Raw genomic sequence first — 17,268 nt, forward strand, 5'->3', positions numbered from 1 at the left:
CCATCCGCCACAGGTGGGCCAGCGCCTCGGGGGCCCGGTCGAGCTCGACGAGGACCTTGGCGCGGATCCACAGCACCGACGAGTGCGCCCACGAGTGGCCCAGGCCCAGCGCGAGCCGCTCGGCGCGGCCGAGGTGCTCCAGCGCGCCCTCGGCGTCCCCGGCGACGCGGGCGAACTGGCCGAGGGTCATGGCGATCTCGGCCTGCACCCACTCGATGCCCGACGCCTGCGCGAGCTGCAGGCCGCGGGCGATGTCGCGGGCGGTCTCCCCGTCGGGGTCGGCCTGGCCGAGCAGCGCCCGCACGAACCCGCGCAGCACCAGCGCCAGCGCCAGGACGCCGTCGGAGTCGTCGGCGCCGGCCGACACGATCTCGTTGGTCCGCGCCCAGATCGAGGGGACGTCGCCGGAGAGGTAGGCCAGCAGCGCGTCGCCGAGCAGCGCGCCGTTGCGCACCCGCGGCGCCGCGTCGGGCGTGGCCTCCAGCGCGGTGAACAGCCAGCGGCGGCCCTCCTGCACGTGCCCGCGGCGGTACCACCACCACGACAGCGCCGAGCCGATCCGCAGCGCCAGCTCGCCCTGCCCGGTGGCCAGCGCGTGTGCCAGCGCGGCGCGGATCGCCGGCTGCGCGGCGTCGAGCCGGCGGGCGCTGGCGGTCCACTCGGCGCGGCGCAGCGTGGGCTCGAGGCGCTCGACCAGGCCGACGACGTGGGCGGCCAGCCGGTCGCGCAGCCGCCGGGCGAGCGCGTCGTCCAGGCCCTGCTCGGCGTACTGCCTCAGGGTCTCCAGCATCCGGTAGCGCCCGGCGCCGTGGTCGAGCTCGACCAGCGACTTGGCCACCAGCTCCCGCAGCAGCGCCACCGCGGCGCCGCCGACCTCGGGCCCGGCGACCGCCTCCACCGCGTCGGGGCCGAAGCTGCCCGGCAGCACCGACACCGCGCGGAAGACGGCCAGCTCGGCCGGGCTGAGCAGGTCGACGCTCCACTGCACGGTCGCGGCGAGCGTCCGCTGGTGGGGGACGGCGGTGCGCCAGCCCCCCGACAGCAGCGCGAAGCGGTCGTCGACCCGCCCGGCCACCTCGGCCAGCGGCAGCGTGGTCAGGCAGGCGGCGGCCAGCTCGACGGCCAGCGGCAGCCCGTCGAGCGCGGCCACCAGGTCGCGCACCCGCTCCAGGTCGGCCTCCGACGGGTCGGCCAGGTGCGGGGCGACCAGCCGGGCGCGGTCGAGGAACAGCTGCTCGGCGTCGCTGCCCGGGGTGCCGGCCGGCATCGGCCCGCACGGCAGCACCGCCTCACCGGGCAGCCCGAGCGGCTCCCGGGAGGTGGCCAGCACCTGCAGGTCGGGGCAGCGGGGCAGCAGCTCGGCGCACAGCGCGGCCGCGGCGACGACCACGTGCTCGCAGTTGTCCAGCACGAGCAGCAGCGGGCGGTCCTGCAGCGCGGTGGCGACGGCGCCGACCGGGTCGCCCGCGGTCAGGCTCACGCCCAGGACGGTGGCCACCTGCGCGGCCACCAGGTCGGGGTCCTCGACGCCGGCCAGCTCGGCGAGGACCGCCGGCGGCGACCCCGCGGGACGCCGGCGGGCGGCCTCCAGCGCCAGCCGGGTCTTGCCGCTGCCGCCCGGGCCGACCAGGGTCACCAGCCGCCGGCCGTCGAGCGCCGCGGCGACGGCGGCCAGCTCCCGGGTGCGCCCGACGAAGGCGGTCAGCGGCACGGGCAGCGGCCGCAGCGGGCGGGGCGCCGCCGGCTCGGCGGCCGGCGCCGGCGCCGGGGCGGGCGCGGCGGCGGGGCGCGGCACGGCCGGGACGGGCGCGGCGAGCGCCGGGTCCTGCCGCAGGATCCGCTCGTGGAGCTCCTGCAGCGGCCGGCCGGGGTCGACGCCGAGCCCGTCGGCGAGCAGCCGGCGGCCCTCCTCGTAGACCTCCAGCGCCTCGGCCTGCCGGCCGCACCGGTACAGCGCCAGCACCAGCGACGCGCGCAGCCCCTCGCGCAGCGGCTCGGCGCGCAGCAGCTCGCGGACGTCGTCGACGATCTCGGCGTGCCGGCCCAGCCGCAGGTCCAGCTCGGCGGCGAGCTCCCGGGCGGCCAGCCGCAGCTGCTCGAGCCGCTCGGACTCCTCCCCGGCGAACGTCGCCGACACGTCGGCGTAGGCCGGGCCGCGCCACAGCGCCAGCCCCTCGGTGACCGCCGCCCGCGCCCGCCCGGCGTCGTCCCGGGCGGCCAGGTCGCGGGCGGTGCGCAGCAGCTGGACGAAGCGGACGGCGTCGACGTCCTCCGGCGCCACGTCCAGCCGGTACCCGGGCTCGCGGGTGACCAGCAGCGTCCACCGGCCGTTCGGGACGTCGGGCTCGAGCTCGCGGCGCAGCCGCGACACGATCGACTGCAGCGTCGCCGAGACGGCCGTGGGGGGCTGCCCGCTCCACACCCGGTCGACGAGCAGGTCGACCGGCACGGTGCGCCCGGCGTCGACGAGCAGCGCCGCCAGGACGGCGCGGTGGCGGGGTGAGCGGGTGGGCAGCAGCGTGCCGTCGCGCCAGACCTCGACGGGCCCGAGCACGCGGAACGTGGTCGCGGACATCGTTCCGCAGACTAGGGCCTCACCTGCGGTTTCGGCACCGGCTCCGTTCCCCAAGCCCGTGACAAGGTCACGGCAAGCACGCGCGCGCACGCTCGGGTCACCGTCGCCACCCCGTCCGGAGACCCGCCATGCCGCTCGCACCCCCGCCCGTGCTGCCCGCCGACCTCGCCGCCGCGCTGCGCGGGCGGCTGTCCCCGGGGGCGCACCTGGCCGACGGGGTGGTCTCGGCGGCCGGGCCGGGCGACGTCGTCGCGGCGCTGCGGCTGGCCGGCCGGTACGGCGTCCCCGTGGGGCGCGCGGCGGGACGGGGGCTGGTGGTCGACGTCGACGCCCTCGACGAGGTGACCGTGTCCCCGGCGGGGTGGGCGCGGGTCGGCGGCGGGGTGCGGTGGCGGCGGCTGGCGGAGGCCGCCGCGCGGTGCGGGCTGGCCACCGTCACCGGGCCGACGCCGAACGAGCGGGTCGCCGACGCGGTGACCGGCGGGGGAGTCGGGCCGCTCGCGCGCACCTACGGGCCGGTGTCGGACCGGGTGCGGGCCGTCGAGCTGGTCACCGGCGACGGGGTGCTGCGCCGGGTGACCGCGGAGGACGCGCCGGAGCTGTTCTGGGGGGTCCGCGGCGGCGGGCACGGCCTCGGCGTGGTGACCGCCGTCGAGCTGGACCTGCTGGCCGCGCCCACCGTGCACGCCGGCTGGCTGCAGTGGGCCGCCGCCGACGCCGCCGCGGTCCTGGCCCGCTGGCGGACCTGGTCGGCGGCGCTGCCCCCGCAGGCCGGGACGACGCTGCTGCTCGTGCGGCCCCCGACCGGACCGGACGGCGTCGCGGTGCGGTTCGCGTGGACCGGTGACCACGCCGACGGCGCCGAGGTCCTCGACGGGCTGCGCGGCGCGGTGCCGCCCCGGCGCGACGACGTCGTCGTCCGGCGTCCCGGCGACCTCGGCACCGCGCCGGTGCCCGCCGACGGCGTGGAGTCCTCGCTGCTGCTCGACCGGCTGCCGGCCGCCGGCGCCGACGCCCTGCTCGCCGCGGCGCGGCGGACCACGCCGCGGACGGTGGAGCTGCGGCTGCTCGGCGGCGCGGTCGGCTGGGTGCCCGAGCGCGGCAGCGCGCTGTGCCACCGCGAGGCGCGGCTGGCGGTACGGGTGGTCGGCGGCGCCGGCGCCGAGCAGCGGGCCGCGACCTGGGCCTGCGTCGAGGAGCTGGCCGCCGGGCTCGGCCCCGACACCGGCGGGCGGGAGGCGGCGCACGGCGTCGGGCCGTCCCCCGACGTGCTGGCGCGGACGCCGACGCCCGCCGTCCGCGAGCGGCTGGCCGCGCTGGCCGCCGCCACCGACCCGCACCGCGTCCTCGAGGGCGCCGGCCGGTCAGGCGGACCCGGCGTGCGCGGCCTGGGGTGAGGGCTCGGTCTGCGAGTCGGCCTGCCACAGGTCCGGGCCGAACACCTCGTACTGGACGTCGCGGGCGGGCACGCCCCGGTCGAGCAGGGCGCTGCGCACGGCCCGCATGAACGGCAGCGGGCCGCAGAGGACGTAGACGGCGCCCTCGGGCAGGTCGACGGCGTCGAGGTCCATGACCCCGGCGTGCACGGAGTCGACCGGGAGGGTGCTGTGCGCCCCCCGCTCGTACCAGGTGTGCACGGTGCCGCCGGGCAGCCGGCGCACGTCCGTCAGCACCTGCTCGCGCAGGGCGAAGGACTCCTCGTCGAGGTCGGCGTGCAGCAGCGTGACGGGCAGGTGCGAGCCGGCCGCCGCCAGGTGCGAGAGCATCCCCGCCATCGGCGTGATGCCGATGCCCGCGCTGGCGAAGACCACCGGCCGGCCGGAGTCGTCGAGGACGACGTCGCCGAAGGGCAGCGACATCCTCAGCCGGTCACCGACCCCGACCCGGTCGCACAGGTGGTTGGAGACCTCGCCGTCGGGCTTGTCCCCACCGCGGACCCGCTTGACCGAGAACTGGCGGTGCTCGCCGTCGTCGGCCCGGGTGAGGCTGTACTGCCGCGGCTGGTGCACCCCGTCGGGCATCAGGACCTGCACCGTCACGTACTGGCCGGGCAGGGACGTCTTGACCAGCCGGTCGTCGACCCGCCGGACCCGGAAGGTGACGACGTCGGGGGTCTCGTCGAACCTCTCGGCGACCTCCCACTCGCGCCACACGGTCTCCGGCCGCACCCCGCGGGCGCTGTAGAGGCCGCGCTCCTGGTTGATCAGCGCGTAGGCCATCAGCCAGTACACCTCGTCCCAGGCGGCGGCGACCTCCGGGGTGACCGCGTCGCCCAGGACGTCGGCGATGGCCCAGAACAGGTGCTCGTGGACGACGTCGTACTGCGCCGGCGTGATGCCCAGCGAGGCGTGCTTGTGCGCGATCCGCGACAGCAGGCGCTCGGGGACCTGCTCCGGGGTCTGCACCAGCGCGCCGGCGAAGACGGCGACCGAGCCGGCGAGCGCCACCTGCTGGGTGCCCTCCGCCTGGTTGCCGCGGTTGAAGACCCCGTCGAACAGCTCGGGGTGGGCGCCGAACAGGTGCGCGTAGAAGCGCTCGGCGATCTCGCCGATGTGGTCGGCGACCACCGGCAGCGTCGCCTCGATGACGGGTCGGGAGCGGTCGGAGAGCATGGTCCTCCTCGGACGTGCGACGGACGCGGTACGGCCCTGTCCAGCGGTGGAGCGCCCCGTGACCGTGCCCGCCCGTCCCGGCCGGCCAGGGGGAGGGGCGCCGGCGGACCGGCGCTCCCCGCGCGCGACCCTGCCAGGAGCGACTGCGGAAAGCGACCGTGGAGGTACCGGTACAGGTCTAGCCGCCGGCCGGGAGCCGTGGTTAGAGTGCGCCCGGACTCCTCGTCGTCCGCGTGAACCCGCAGTACAGCGGGCCGGAGGGGTCCTCACGGGGCGGTGACCGCGGCAGCACGGGGCGGTGGCGTCCCGACGGTCCGGCCGGCCGGCCGGGCCGCACGTCGCCGGTTCACGGGGGGCGTTCGTGGACATTCCCGCGATGCGGGCGAACTTCGCCAAGGCCGCGGCCGCCGGGGACGAGGCGCCGCTGTGGTTCTACGCGCACCTGTTCCTCGCCCACCCCGAGACCCGGCAGATGTTCCCGGTCTCGATGGCGCACCAGCGCGACCGGCTGTTCGCCGCGCTGGGCGAGGTGGTCGCCCGGGTCGACGACCTGGACTCCCTCGTGCCGATCCTGCAGCAGCTCGGGCGCGACCACCGCAAGTTCGGGACGGTGGCCGAGCACTACCCCGCGGTGGGGGCGAGCCTGCTCGCCACGCTCGAGCACTTCGACGACGACTGGGACGACGCGCTGGCCGCGGACTGGACGGCGGCCTACGAGCTGGTCGCCTCGGTGATGGTGGAGGCCGCCGACGAGATGGCCGACCAGCCGCCCTGGTGGGAGGCCGAGGTCGTCGCGCACGAGCGGCGCACCGTCGACACCGCCGTCCTGCGCCTGCGACCGGTGGTCCCGCTGCCTTACCGCCCCGGGGAGTCGATCTCGCTGGAGACGGAGCGGCGGCCGCGGTTGTGGCGCTACTACTCACCGGCCAACGCCCACCGGCCCGACGGCGAGCTGGAGATCCACGCACGGGCGCGGCCCGGCGGGCCGGTGAGCACCGCGCTGGTGCGGCAGGTCGACGTCGGGGACGTGCTCCGCCTGGGTCCCCCGGTGGACCACCTGCGCTTCGACCCCGAGTCCGACCGCGACCTGCTGCTGGTGGCGGGCGGCACGGGGCTGGCACCGCTCAAGGCGATCGTCGACCACGTCGCCCGCACCGCCCCGCCCCGGCGGGTGGACCTGTTCGTCGGCGTCCGCCTCGAGGACGACCTCTACGACCGGGCGGACCTGGCCCGGCTCGAGCGCGAGCACCCCTGGCTCACCGTCACCGTGGCCGTCTCCGAGGACGAGCACTCGCAGCTGACGCACGGCAACGTCGGTGACGTGGTGGCGCGTTCCGGGCCGTGGGGCAGCCGGGAGGCCTACGTCGCCGGTCCGCCGGCGATGGTCGACGACACCGTCGAACGACTGCTGCAGCACGGCCTGCCCCGGGACCGCATCCGCACCGAGGTCTTCGCCCCCAGCCGCCCGGGGCCGGACGTTGACGGAAAGGTGACCACATGACCACGACCACCGAGTCCGCCGCGTGGACCGGCGGACGGCGACTGACCCCCGCCGACGTCCGCGACGTGCGGTTCGGCCGGGCCACCGTCTTCCACCCCGGGTACGACGACACCCAGGTCGACCGCTTCCTCGACCGCGTGGGCGAGGAACTGGCCACGCTGCACGCGGAGAAGGCCGAGCTGCGGGACCGGGTGCACGAGCTGCAGGCCCGCGTCGACGGCGAGCAGCGGCACGAGGCGCCCTCGACCCAGGCCGTGGGCATCCTCGCGGCGGCCCAGCAGACCGCTGACCAGTACGTGGCCGAGGCGGAGGCCCTCAGTCGCGTGGTGACCACCGAGGCCCGCGAGCACTACGAGGACCAGGTGCGGCAGGCGCGCGAGAAGGTCGGCGCGATGATCCAGGCGGCGCAGGAGGCCGCCGCCGTGATCTCCGCCCAGGCCGCCGCTTCGGGCACGCTCGAGGACGGCGGGGACTCCCGCACGGCCGCGGAGCTGCAGGAGCAGGTGCTCTACCTGCAGGCCTTCGGCCAGGCCTGCCGGACGCAGTTGCGCGCCTACCTCGAGGCCCTGCTCGACGACGTCGAGCGCGAGTGGGGCGCCGCGCACCCGGAGGGCGTGCCGGCCGCGTCGGCCCGTCCCCGGGTGCAGCGCCCGCCGGCTGCCGCCGCACCGTCGGGTGCGCCGGCCCCCGCCGTGCCGGCTCCCGCCGCCGTGCCGGTGGGCGAGATCGAGCCGAGGACCGTGGAGGCGGCAGCGGTGCTGCTCAGCGAGGACGCGCTGCGCCAGGACCACCAGGACGACGAGGCCGGAGCGCGCCCGCGGCAGTGAGCCGCGGGGCTCGCTCGGCCGGCACCTCAGGGCGCGACCGACGCCCCGGACCGCGACCGGGACGAGCGGGTGACCGCGTAGCCGACCAGTGCGGCCACTGGGAACATCACCACGCCGTAGACCGCGGCGGGTACGGCGAGCTGCACGCTGCCGAGCACGGTGATCGCGATGGCGATGGCCAGCGTGCTGTTGTGCACGCCGATCTCGAAGGCGCAGGCGACGGCCTGCCGGTGCCCGACGCCGAGCAGCCGGGGGACGCCGAAGCCGAGCAGCAGGCTGGTCAGGCAGAACACCAGGACGACGACGCCCACCTGCTGCAGGTAGCCGACCACGTTCTCGCGCTCGGCGACGATCGTGCCGGCGATGACCAGCGCCAGGACGACCGCCGAGGCGATCCGCACCGGCCGGTCCATCCGGTCGGCGAAGGCCGGCCGCGCGCGGCGGACCAGCATGCCGACGGCCACCGGCACCAGCACGATCGCGAAGACCTGCACCGTCTTGCCGAACTGCAGGCCGATCGCGCCCGCGCCGGGGGGGTCGAAGACGGCGACGGCGAGGTTGGTGACCAGCGGCAGCGTGACCACGGCCAGCAGCGAGTTGACCGCCGTCAGGGAGACGTTGAGGGCGACGTCGCCGCGGAAAAGGTGGCTGAACAGGTTGGCCGTCGTCCCGCCGGGGGAGGCCGCCAGCAGCATCATCCCGACCGCCAGCAGCGGGTCCAGGCCGGCGGCGAGGACCAGGCCCAGGCAGATCACCGGCAGGACGACGACCTGCAGCACCAGCGCGACCACCGCGGCGCGGGGACGGCGGGTGACCCGCACGAAGTCGTCGACGGTGAGCGACAGGCCCAGGCCGAGCATCACCACGGCCAGGGCGAGGGGCAGCGCGACGGTGGCGAGCGCCGAGTCCATGGACGACCTCCGGGACGGCCGCGGCTCCGTCGCCGCGGCTCTCGGCGCGATCCTGGCCGAGCCGCGGCCCCGCGGGCCAGTCCCCGACGGGAGGATGCGCCCCCGTCCGGACGCCGCTCCTCCCGCGCCGCGACGCCGCTCGCCGTGTGCCTCCTCCCGGCGCGCTCCGGGCAGGTCGGCGACGGGCCGGCGTCTCCCGCACCGGGGCGCTCGGCGGCCCGGAACTGCTGGCCGCCCAGGTGGAGGACCCGGTCCCGGTCGAGGGCGGTACGGGGTACGGCGCGGGGCTCTTCGTCGAGCGCACCGGGCCGCTGTCCCACTCCGGCTCGTGGGCCGGCTTCCTCAGTGGCTTCGCCGTGTCGGCCGACCGGCGCGTCGCGGTCGCCGTCTCGTGCAACGGGGACCAGGCGGGCACCGACGACCTCGACCGGGTGTGGCCGGTGCTGCGCGGGGAGTGGCGCTGAGGGTCAGCCCCGCTGCGGGCGGCGGTCTGTGCGCGGTCGGTAGGGCAGGCCGGGGTTGAACACCTCGAGGGTGTACTGGTCGAAGCGGCGCAGCAGGGCGCGGGCGGTGGTGAGCACGGGGCTCCTCCTCGTTCGGGGTGTGCGGACCCCTCCGAGGTTCCGTGCAGGTCGTTGCACCGCGGCGAGTGACACGTGAACGGGAGGTGAACCGGCTCAGATCACACTCGCGAGGGCCTGCTCGACCGGCGCCGAGCGGCGCAGCAGCACGGGGCACCCGGCGCGGTACCCGGCCGCCAGGTGCTCGACCAGCAGCTCGACCACCGGCGGCGAGAGCGAGGTGACCGAGCGGGCGTCGATGACCGCCACGCGGGCGGGCTCGCGGCCGTAGCGGCGGTGGAAGGAGGCGACGGCGGCGCCGTCGACCGCGCCGGCCAGGCACAGCACGCCGCCGCCGGAGGTGTTGAGCAGGCGGACGACGCCCCGCGCCGCCCGCAGCCCGTCCGTCGGGGAGGTCACCGGTCCAGTCTGGCGCGCGCGCCGGACAGCTGCCGCTCAGTCCTCCGGCGTGACGGTCGCCAGCACCACCGGGGTCGGTTGCCCGGCCCAGGTGCCGGTGAGGACCGCGCCCGTCGCCGGGGCGGCCGGGTCGAGGACGCGGTGCAGCACCACCGTCAGCGGCCCGGTGCGGACCGTCGTCGCGGCGTCGCCGTCCTGCACGGCCAGCCCGTCGAGCGGCCCCACCGCGAGACCCGGCTCCCCGCTGCCGGTGACGGCGGCGTCGGTGGCGCGCGGCACGAACCGGCCGTCACCGGTCTCCACCAGCTCCTCGGCGCCGGTGCCGCCGTCGACCACGGCACGCAGGAACGCGAGAACGGCGACCGGATCGCCGCAGGCGTCGTACACCCAGCGGCGGCCGAGCACCGAGTGCCGCATCGTGCCGACCAGGTGCGCCTCCTGGCCGGGTGCCGGGGCGCCGCGGTAGGTCAGCGGCACCTGCAGGAGCCGCCCGTGGGCCCCGCGCACCAGGTGCACCTCGATGCCCACCTCGCCGTCGGGGTCGTCGAAGCGGTAGGCGGCCACCCGCTCCAGCACCGGTCCGGCGCCCCGGCCCCACGGCCGGGTGCGCACGAACCCGCCGACCAGCTCGAGCTTCGACGGGGACAGCTGCGCCTGGTGGATCACGGCCATGCCGCCGACGCTACGGGCGCGCCGCCGACCGCCCTGCCGGCACCCCGCCGGCGGGAGGATGCCGCCATGGACACGGAGGCCGCGTTCGTGCCGGAGGCGCTGCTGGGGCCGGGCGCCGCACCGGAGCTCGACGAGTTCGTCATGGCCCGCATCGCGGAGGACAAGCGGGTCGCCGCCCGGGCCGCCGACGCGTCCGCCGGTGGGGACGTGGCGGGCCCGGTGCCGGCGGAGGCGGCCGAGCACGCCGCCCGCTTCGGACCGGGGCGGGTCCTCGCCGACTGCGCGGCGCTGAGCCGGCTGGTGCAGGCCTGCCGCGACGTCCGCCCCGACACCCGCTTCCTCGGCAGCCGGCCCAGCGGCCTGCCCGACTTCCCACCCCAGCCCACCGACCAGCACGAGCTGGCCGCGCTCGCGCTGGCCCTGCTGGCACTGCCGCACGCGGGCCACCCGGACTACCGCGAGGAGTGGCGTCCCTGAGGCGCCTCCACAGGGCGTGGTGCCACCGGCGCAGGCGACACGTCGACGTGGCGCCGGATCGACAGGTCGACGCGTCGTCACGTCGAGTTGGCGTCAGGTCGACCTGGCGACACGGGGACGTGTGCGGTCAGAACGGCGGCGGGTCGTCGGCCGGGTCGGGCAGCCGTGGTGGGGTCACGGCCGGCGCAGGTGGTGGTCGCACGCCCGGTGGTCTCGTCGTGCGGGTGACGCCCGACGGTGTCGTCACGGTCAGCACCCCGCGTCGGCCAGCCCCAGCACCAGCTCCGCCTCGTAGGCCGCCAGCCGGGCCTTGAGCGCGGCCACGTGCGCCAGCTCGGCGGCCTTCTGCTCCCGCGACAACAGCGCCACCGGCAGCCGCCGCAGCTCCGGCTGCTCGGTCACGAGCAGGTCGAGGAGCCCGCCCACCGGCGGCGCGTCGTCCTCGATCTCCTGCACGAGACAAACCCACGACCGGGGTACGACAGTTCCCGCAGCTCAGCGCCGCGGAGGCAGGTGATCGGCGGGCTCGCACCGGGGTCGCGGCGAGCCGGGACACGGCACGAGGCGGACGCTGATCAGCACGGTGCAGGAAGTAGACGTCTGAGACATCTGTTGCGCCCGTCCCAGGGGGACCGCATAGTTCCCGGTGGGCGGGGCCCTGGGAGTCCCGGGTGCGCCCCGCCCGCCAGACTTGGCGCGCGCGTGTGTTTCAGCTCACGCCCAGTGGGCACGCATGATCGTGAACCGGCCCCGGCGTGGCCGTTGAACCCCCGCGCCGGGGCCGTGTCGTCCCCTCGGGGGCCAGCGGCCGGGGAGCGGCGACCCCGGTCAGTCCTCGCCGGCCAGCGCGGCGCGCACCCCGGCCGCCACGCTGCCCCGCACCGGCAGCCGCGGCAGCAGCAGCGCCTGGGCCACGTGGTAGGCGTCGGGCTTGCCGGGCCACGTCGTCGTCCCGACCTGACCGGTGGGCGTGAGCTCGTGGTGCCAGTTGCCGACGGCGTCGTCGCGGAACAGCGCGGCGTGCTCGTCCCACCGGCGGAGGTCATCGGCGTACCGGTCGTCGCCGGTGACCCGGCCGAGGACGGCGGCCGCGCCGATCGCCTCGGCCAGCACCCAGTGCATGCGGGCGGCGACCACCGGCCGGTCGGACCAGTCGAGGGTGTAGACGAAGCCGTCGTGACCGTCGGCGTGCCAGCCCCGGCTGACGGCCGCGTCGTAGAGGCCCACGGCGTCGTCGAGCAGCCAGCCGGGCGTGCCGTCGCCGAGTGCCGCCCGGGCGTGCAGTGCCAGCCGCGACCACTCCAGCTGGTGCCCCACCGTGACGCCGTACGGCCGGAACGGGTCGGAGGGCCGGTCGGCGTTGAACTCCAGGTCGGGGCGCCAGTCGGCGTCGTAGTGCTCGGGCAGCCGCCACTCGCGCGACCGGGCCTCGCCGTGCACCACCCGCTCGAGCACCCGCAGCGCGCGAGCCCGCAGCTCCCCGGCGCGAGGAGCAGCGGCGTCGGCCGCGGCCAGCACGGCCTCCACGCCGTGCATGTTGGCGTTGACGCCGCGGTAGCCCGAGCACGTCGTCCAGGCCGCGTCCCACTCCTCGACGGCCATGCCGGCGTCGTCGTCCCAGAACCGCCGGTCCCACACGTCGAGCGCGTCGGCGAGCAGGTCGTCCCCGCCGGGCACCCCGGCGGCCGTCGCGCTCGCCCCGGCCAGCACGACGAAGGCGTGCACGTAGGCGGCCTTGGTGTCGTCGGCGTCGGGGGAGGCCGGCCAGCCGCCGTGGGCGGCGTCCCGGAAGGGCCCGGTGAGCGCGGCGACGCCGTGTTCGGCCAGCGCAGCCGCCTCCGGCCGGCCGAGCAGCACGGCCAGTGCGAACACGTGCGTCATCCGCGCGGTCACGTAGGTCTCGCGGGGGTGGGCGGGGTCGAGCGTTCCGTCGGCGGCGAGGGAGCCGAAGCCCCCGTCGTCCCGGCGGGCGCGGGCGGCGAAGGTCAGCAGCCGGTCGAGCTCACCGGTCAGCAGCGAGGGCACGCCGGGGACGCTAGCGCTCCTCAGCGCCCGCCGGTGGCGCGCTGCTCCAGGCGGACCAGCCACTGCGGGTACCGGCGGGGGAACAGCCGCACGAGCAGGTCGACCACCTTGGCGTCGTTGCCCACGAGGATGCGCGGCCGGCCGGCCTCGACGCCGTCGACGACGATCCGGGCGGCCTGGTCGGCGGGCATGCGCAGCAGCTTCTCGTTGTAGGTCCGCAGCCGGGCGCGCTGCTCGTCGGTGACCTCGATGCCGCGCTCCTCGGCCTCCCGGAGCGTGTTGTTCGCGATGTTGGTCCGCACCCCACCCGGGTGCACCACGCTCACCTGCACCGGGTGGCCGGCGGCGAGCATCTCGGCGCGCAGCGTCTCGGTGAACCCGCGGACGCCGAACTTGCTGGTGCAGTAGGCCGACAGCGACGGCTGCGCCATGTACCCGTTGAGGCTGGAGACGTTGACCACGTGGCCGTCGCCGGAGGCGACCAGGTGCGGCAGGAACGCCTTGGTGCCGTGCAGGACGCCGAAGAGGTTCACCCGCAGCACGCGGTCGTAGACCTCCCACTCGCCGTCGAGCACCGTGCCGCTCCCGCCGGCGATGCCGGCGTTGTTGTAGACCTGGTGGACGACGCCGAAGTGCGCGGCCACCGCCTCGGCGTACCCGAGGACGGCCGCGCGGTCGCCCACGTCGACCCGGGCGGTGTGCACCTCCGCGCCCAGCGCCTTCGCCCGGTCGGCGGTCTCGGCCAGCCCCAGCTCGTCGACGTCGGACAGCGCCAGCCGCGCGCCCCGCCGGGCCAGCTCGAAGGCCAGCGCCCGGCCGATGCCGGACCCGGCGCCGGTGACGACGGCGACCTTCCCGTGGACGCTGCTCATCGCGGTGCTCCTGTCGTGGTCGGGGACTGGCGGGCGTGCTCGGTGGTCAGCTCGACGAGCCGGTCGACGACGCCGGGGGCGATGTGGTGCCCCATCCCGGCGATCTCGACGTGCCGGGCGCCGGGGACGGCGGCCGCGGTGGCCCGGCCGCCGGTCGGGTGCACCATCGGGTCCCGGTCGCCGTGCACGACCAGCGTCGGCGCGGTGATCCGCCGCAGGTCCCCGGTGCGGTCGCCGGAGGCCTGGATGGCGCTGATCTGGCGGGGGACGCCGGCGCGGGCGCGGGTCCCGCCGCCGCGCTCCCACAGCCCGACGGCCCAGGCGCGCTCGAGCTCGTCGTCGGGCGGGAACGTCGCCGAGCCGATGTGGCCGAGCATCGCCAGGTGCCGCTGCACGTGCTCCTCGACGGTGCGCGGCGCCGCGGCGGCCAGTCGCAGGACCGTCGAGCGGGCCGGCTGGCCCACCCGCCGCGAGCCGGTGGTCGAGAAGACCGACGTCAGCGTGGCCACCCGCGCCGGGTGCCGGGCCGCGACGACCTGGGCGATCATCCCGCCCATCGACATCCCGACCAGGTGCACCCGGTCGATGCCCAGGGCGTCGAGCAGGCCGACGGTGTCGGCGGCCATGTCGAGCAGGTCGTAGGCGTCCGGCCGCGGGCGGGCCAGCAGCTGGCGCAGCCGGCCCGGCGGCGGGGTGGCCACGCGGCTGGACCGGCCGACGTCGCGGTTGTCGAACCGGACGACGCGGAAGCCGCGCTCGAGGTAGGCGTCCACCATCCGCTGCGGCCACGACGTCAGGTCGATGCCGAGACCGGCGATCAGCAGCAGCGGCTCGCCGTCGTCCGGACCGTCGACCCGGTGGCACAGCCGCGGGCCGGCGGGCAGGTCGACGAAGCGGTCCCCGGAGTGCTCGACGGCCTCCGGTGCCTCCAGGAACGTCGTCACGCCGCCACCGCCGCGCGGGTGCGGGAGGAGGAGAACGCGAGCTCGGGGTCGACCACGCTGTCGGCCCGGAGCAGCTTGACGTCGTCGGCGTAGTCCATCGAGGTCAGCCACGGCATCCGGTCGCCCTGGCGGGGGAGGAGGTCGACGGCGCGCCGGATGTAGCCGGCGGCGAAGTCGAGGAACGGCCGGGTCGGCATGTCCGGGTCGCTCGGCTCGGGTGTGCAGGTGTCGTAGCCGTGCTCGTCCATGTGCCGCAGCAGCCGGGTGAAGTGCTCGCAGAGCAGGCCGATCTTCAGCGTCCAGGAGCTGTTGGTGTAGCCGATCGCGAAGGCGAGGTTCGGCACGCCCGACAGCATCATGCCCTTGTAGGCGACGGTCTCCCGCAGCTCCACCTCGCGGCCGTCGACGACCGGCCGCAGCCCCCCGAAGGCCTGCACGCTGAGCCCGGTGGCGGTGACGATGACGTCGGCCGGCAGCTCGCGGCCGGACTCCAGCAGCACGCCGTCCTCGGTGAAGGTGACGATCCGGTCGGTGACGACGTCGGCCTTCCCCTCGCGGATCGCGCGGAAGAGGTCGCCGTCGGGGACGGCGCACAGCCGCTGGTCCCACGGGTCGTAGGGCGGGTTGAAGTGCTCGTCGACGGCGAAGCCCTCGGGCAGCAGCTTGGTGTTGATCCGGCGGATGAGCTTGCGCGCGGCCTGCGGGTGCTTCTGGCAGAACCGGTAGACCGCCCGCTGCTGGGCGATGTTCTTGCGGCGGGTCAGCGCGTAGCCGCGCTCGTCGCCGAACCACCGCCGCAGCAGGGCGGCGACCTTGTCCTCGCGCGGGACGGGCAGCACGTAGGTGGGGGTGCGCTGCAGCATCGTCACCCGCTCGGCGGTGGCGGCCATGGCCGGGACCAGGGTGACGGCGGTGGCGCCGCTGCCGATCACGACGACCCGCTTGCCCGAGTACTCGAGGTCGGCGGGCCAGTGCTGCGGGTGGACGACGGTCCCGCGGAAGCGCTCGCGGCCCTCGAAGTGCGGGGTGAAGCCCTCGTCGTAGCGGTAGTAGCCGCCGGCGACGAACACCCAGCCGGCGGTCAGCGTGCTGCGCTCGCCGGTGTCGGTGTGCTCGACGTCGACGGTCCAGCGCGCGTCGGCCGACGACCAGGACACGCCGACGACCCTGCGGTGGAAGCGGATGTGCGCGTCGAGGCCGTTCTCGGTGATCGTCTCGCGCAGGTAGTCGAGGATCCGCGGGGCGTCAGCGATCGACTGCCGGTCGCGCCAGGGCTTGAACTCGTAACCGAAGGTGTGCAGGTCGGAGTCCGACCGGATGCCCGGGTAGGTGAACAGGTCCCACGTGCCGCCGGAGGTGCCGCGCGCCTCCAGGACGGTGAAGGACTTCTGCGGCAGCTCGGTGGTCAGGTAGCGCGCGGCGCCGATGCCGGAGATGCCGGCCCCGACGACGACGACGTCGAGGTGCTCGGGGGCGGGCGGCGGCGGGGCGGAGGACATCCGGGCTCCAGGGGTGGGGGACGGCGTCCTCCCACCATCGGTGGCCCGGCTGCCCTCCCGCCAGCACGACGTGCACCAGGATGGGCGTCCTGCGGTGCACACTGCCCCGGTGACCGACGACTGGCCCGAGGTCTCCCCGCGGGTGCGCGAGCTGTTCCGGCGCGGCGCGGAGGTGGCGCTGGACTCGCGGGCGGAGTGGGTGGCCGACGTGCAGGCCGCGGCGCTGGCGGGCAGCCGCATGCGGCCGGTGGCCGAGGACCCGGTGCTGGCCGCGGCGACCCGGCGGGCCACGCAGGCCAACCTGCTGCACTGGGCGCGGGCCAACGTGCAGCGGCCCGGTGCCCGGGTGCCGGTGGACACCGAGCCGGAGGTGCTCGAGGCCGCCCGCGACCTCGTGCGCCGCGGGCTCGACGAGAGCGGGCTGGACACCTACCGCACCGGGCAGGGCGTGGCCTGGCGGCGGTGGATGGAGATCTGCTTCGAGCTGACCGCCGACCCCGCGGAGCTGCGCGCGCTGCTCGACGTCTCCGCGCTGTCGATCACCACCTTCGTCGAGGACACCGTCGCCGCGGTGTCCGAGCGGATGGCCGCCGAGCGGGCCGAGCTCACCCGTGGCGCGCACGCCGACCGGCGCGCGGCGGTCACCCTGCTGCTGGAGGGCGCCCCGCTGGGCCGCGCCCGCGCGGAGGCGCAGCTGGGCTACCGCCTGTCCGGCCCGCACACCGCCGTCATCGTGTCGAGCGGGTCGGACCGCGCCGCGCCCGAGCAGCTGGAGGCCGCGGCGGAGGCGGCGGTGCGGGCCGCCGGCGCGCCGCACCGGCTCACCGTCGTGGCCAGCGCCGCGGCGCTGTGGGTGTGGCTGCCGGTGGGCACCGCGCCGCGCACCGCCGACCTCGCCGCCGCGCTGGCCGGTGCGCCCGACGTCCGGCTGGCCGTGGGGCGCCCCGGCCGGGACGTCGAGGGCTTCCGCCGCAGCCACCTCGACGCCGCCACCACCCAGCGGATGCTGGCCCGGCTCACCTCCCCGCAGCAGGTGGCCCGCTACGAGGACGTCCAGCTGGTGGCCCTGCTGACCAGCGAGCCCACCGCCGTCGACGAGTTCCTCGCCGACACCCTCGGCGCCCTGGCCACCGCCGACGCCGACACCCGCGACACCGTGCTGACCTACGTGCGCGAACTGGGCAACGCCTCGCGCACCGCCACCCGCCTCTACACCCACCGCAACACCGTGCTGCGCCGCCTGGCGCGCGCCGACGAGCTGCTCCCGCGCCCGCTGGCCGAGGACGTGCTCGGCGTCGCCGCCGCGCTGGAGGTGCTGCGCTGGCGGGGCACCGCCGGCTGACGCCGTTCCCCGGTGCGGATCCGGACGATCC

The 17,268-nt window shown here is 76.6% G+C and carries 15 protein-coding genes and 1 pseudogene; 6 read left to right on the forward strand and 10 right to left on the reverse strand.

Going from position 1 to position 17,268, the window contains the following annotated elements; genetic code table 11:
- Positions 1-763 precede the first annotated feature (763 nt).
- Positions 764-2,575 (reverse strand): annotated as a pseudogene (locus LY71_RS24785) (AfsR/SARP family transcriptional regulator); the annotation flags it as partial.
- Between the two features lie 128 nt (positions 2,576-2,703).
- On the opposite strand from LY71_RS24785, the gene LY71_RS07460 reads away from it, so the two are divergent.
- Entirely contained in the window at positions 2,704-3,972 is a 1,269-nt protein-coding gene (locus LY71_RS07460; protein WP_106276333.1) for an FAD-binding oxidoreductase, read from the forward strand.
- On the opposite strand, the gene LY71_RS07465 is transcribed toward LY71_RS07460, so the two are convergent.
- On the reverse strand, positions 3,940-5,187 hold the full coding sequence (locus tag LY71_RS07465; protein WP_106276334.1) for a globin domain-containing protein: 1,248 nt from the start codon (positions 5,185-5,187) through the stop codon (positions 3,940-3,942). The two genes, LY71_RS07460 and LY71_RS07465, sit on opposite strands and share 33 nt — an antisense overlap.
- 361 nt (positions 5,188-5,548) lie before the next feature.
- On the opposite strand from LY71_RS07465, the gene LY71_RS07470 reads away from it, so the two are divergent.
- Together LY71_RS07470 and LY71_RS07475 are read left to right on the forward strand one after the other, a co-directional pair.
- A complete protein-coding gene (locus LY71_RS07470; protein WP_106276335.1) occupies positions 5,549-6,688 on the forward strand; it encodes a globin domain-containing protein in 1,140 nt (379 codons plus the stop codon).
- The gene (locus LY71_RS07475) at positions 6,685-7,515 is read left to right on the forward strand and encodes a DivIVA domain-containing protein (protein ID WP_106276336.1); all 831 of its coding nucleotides are present in this window, start codon (positions 6,685-6,687) and stop codon (positions 7,513-7,515) included. The genes LY71_RS07470 and LY71_RS07475 overlap by 4 nt, the downstream gene beginning before the upstream one ends.
- Before the next feature lie 26 nt (positions 7,516-7,541).
- Here the strand turns inward: LY71_RS07475 and LY71_RS07480 are convergent, their stop codons facing one another.
- Positions 7,542-8,426, reverse strand: coding sequence for a bile acid:sodium symporter family protein (locus LY71_RS07480; RefSeq protein ID WP_106276337.1), 885 nt, complete (start codon positions 8,424-8,426; stop codon positions 7,542-7,544).
- Positions 8,427-8,572: 146 nt separating this feature from the next.
- Between LY71_RS07480 and LY71_RS07485 the strand changes: the two genes are divergently transcribed.
- Positions 8,573-8,890, forward strand: a complete 318-nt coding sequence (locus tag LY71_RS07485; protein WP_106276338.1) for a hypothetical protein — start codon at positions 8,573-8,575, stop codon at positions 8,888-8,890.
- A gap of 213 nt (positions 8,891-9,103) precedes the next feature.
- Here the strand turns inward: LY71_RS07485 and LY71_RS07490 are convergent, their stop codons facing one another.
- Positions 9,104-9,406, reverse strand: coding sequence for a hypothetical protein (locus LY71_RS07490; RefSeq protein ID WP_106276339.1), 303 nt, complete (start codon positions 9,404-9,406; stop codon positions 9,104-9,106).
- 36 nt (positions 9,407-9,442) lie between these two features.
- Positions 9,443-10,078: a CG0192-related protein gene (locus LY71_RS07495; protein WP_106276340.1), complete on the reverse strand. Its 636-nt coding sequence runs from the start codon at positions 10,076-10,078 to the stop codon at positions 9,443-9,445.
- A gap of 66 nt (positions 10,079-10,144) precedes the next feature.
- On the opposite strand from LY71_RS07495, the gene LY71_RS07500 reads away from it, so the two are divergent.
- The gene (locus LY71_RS07500) at positions 10,145-10,555 is read left to right on the forward strand and encodes a DUF6221 family protein (RefSeq protein ID WP_106276341.1); all 411 of its coding nucleotides are present in this window, start codon (positions 10,145-10,147) and stop codon (positions 10,553-10,555) included.
- 249 nt (positions 10,556-10,804) lie between these two features.
- On the opposite strand, the gene LY71_RS23375 is transcribed toward LY71_RS07500, so the two are convergent.
- The 5 genes from LY71_RS23375 to LY71_RS07525 all read right to left on the reverse strand — a co-directional run bounded on the left by LY71_RS23375 (position 10,805) and on the right by LY71_RS07525 (position 15,895).
- Entirely contained in the window at positions 10,805-11,011 is a 207-nt protein-coding gene (locus tag LY71_RS23375) for a hypothetical protein (protein ID WP_170121258.1), read from the reverse strand.
- Positions 11,012-11,383: 372 nt separating this feature from the next.
- On the reverse strand, positions 11,384-12,580 hold the full coding sequence (locus tag LY71_RS07510) for an AGE family epimerase/isomerase (protein ID WP_245887745.1): 1,197 nt from the start codon (positions 12,578-12,580) through the stop codon (positions 11,384-11,386).
- A 20-nt stretch (positions 12,581-12,600) separates the two neighbouring features.
- The gene (locus LY71_RS07515; RefSeq protein WP_106276343.1) at positions 12,601-13,452 is read right to left on the reverse strand and encodes an SDR family NAD(P)-dependent oxidoreductase; all 852 of its coding nucleotides are present in this window, start codon (positions 13,450-13,452) and stop codon (positions 12,601-12,603) included.
- Positions 13,449-14,396: an alpha/beta fold hydrolase gene (locus LY71_RS07520; protein WP_245887746.1), complete on the reverse strand. Its 948-nt coding sequence runs from the start codon at positions 14,394-14,396 to the stop codon at positions 13,449-13,451. The genes LY71_RS07515 and LY71_RS07520 overlap by 4 nt, the downstream gene beginning before the upstream one ends.
- Positions 14,393-15,895: a flavin-containing monooxygenase gene (locus LY71_RS07525; protein ID WP_106276344.1), complete on the reverse strand. Its 1,503-nt coding sequence runs from the start codon at positions 15,893-15,895 to the stop codon at positions 14,393-14,395. The genes LY71_RS07520 and LY71_RS07525 overlap by 4 nt, the downstream gene beginning before the upstream one ends.
- 109 nt (positions 15,896-16,004) lie before the next feature.
- On the opposite strand from LY71_RS07525, the gene LY71_RS07530 reads away from it, so the two are divergent.
- On the forward strand, positions 16,005-17,237 hold the full coding sequence (locus tag LY71_RS07530) for a PucR family transcriptional regulator (RefSeq protein ID WP_106276345.1): 1,233 nt from the start codon (positions 16,005-16,007) through the stop codon (positions 17,235-17,237).
- The last annotated feature ends 31 nt before the right edge of the window (positions 17,238-17,268 follow it).

Origin of the sequence: Geodermatophilus tzadiensis, assembly GCF_003002915.1 — a bacterium.
GTDB lineage: Bacteria > Actinomycetota > Actinomycetes > Mycobacteriales > Geodermatophilaceae > Geodermatophilus > Geodermatophilus tzadiensis.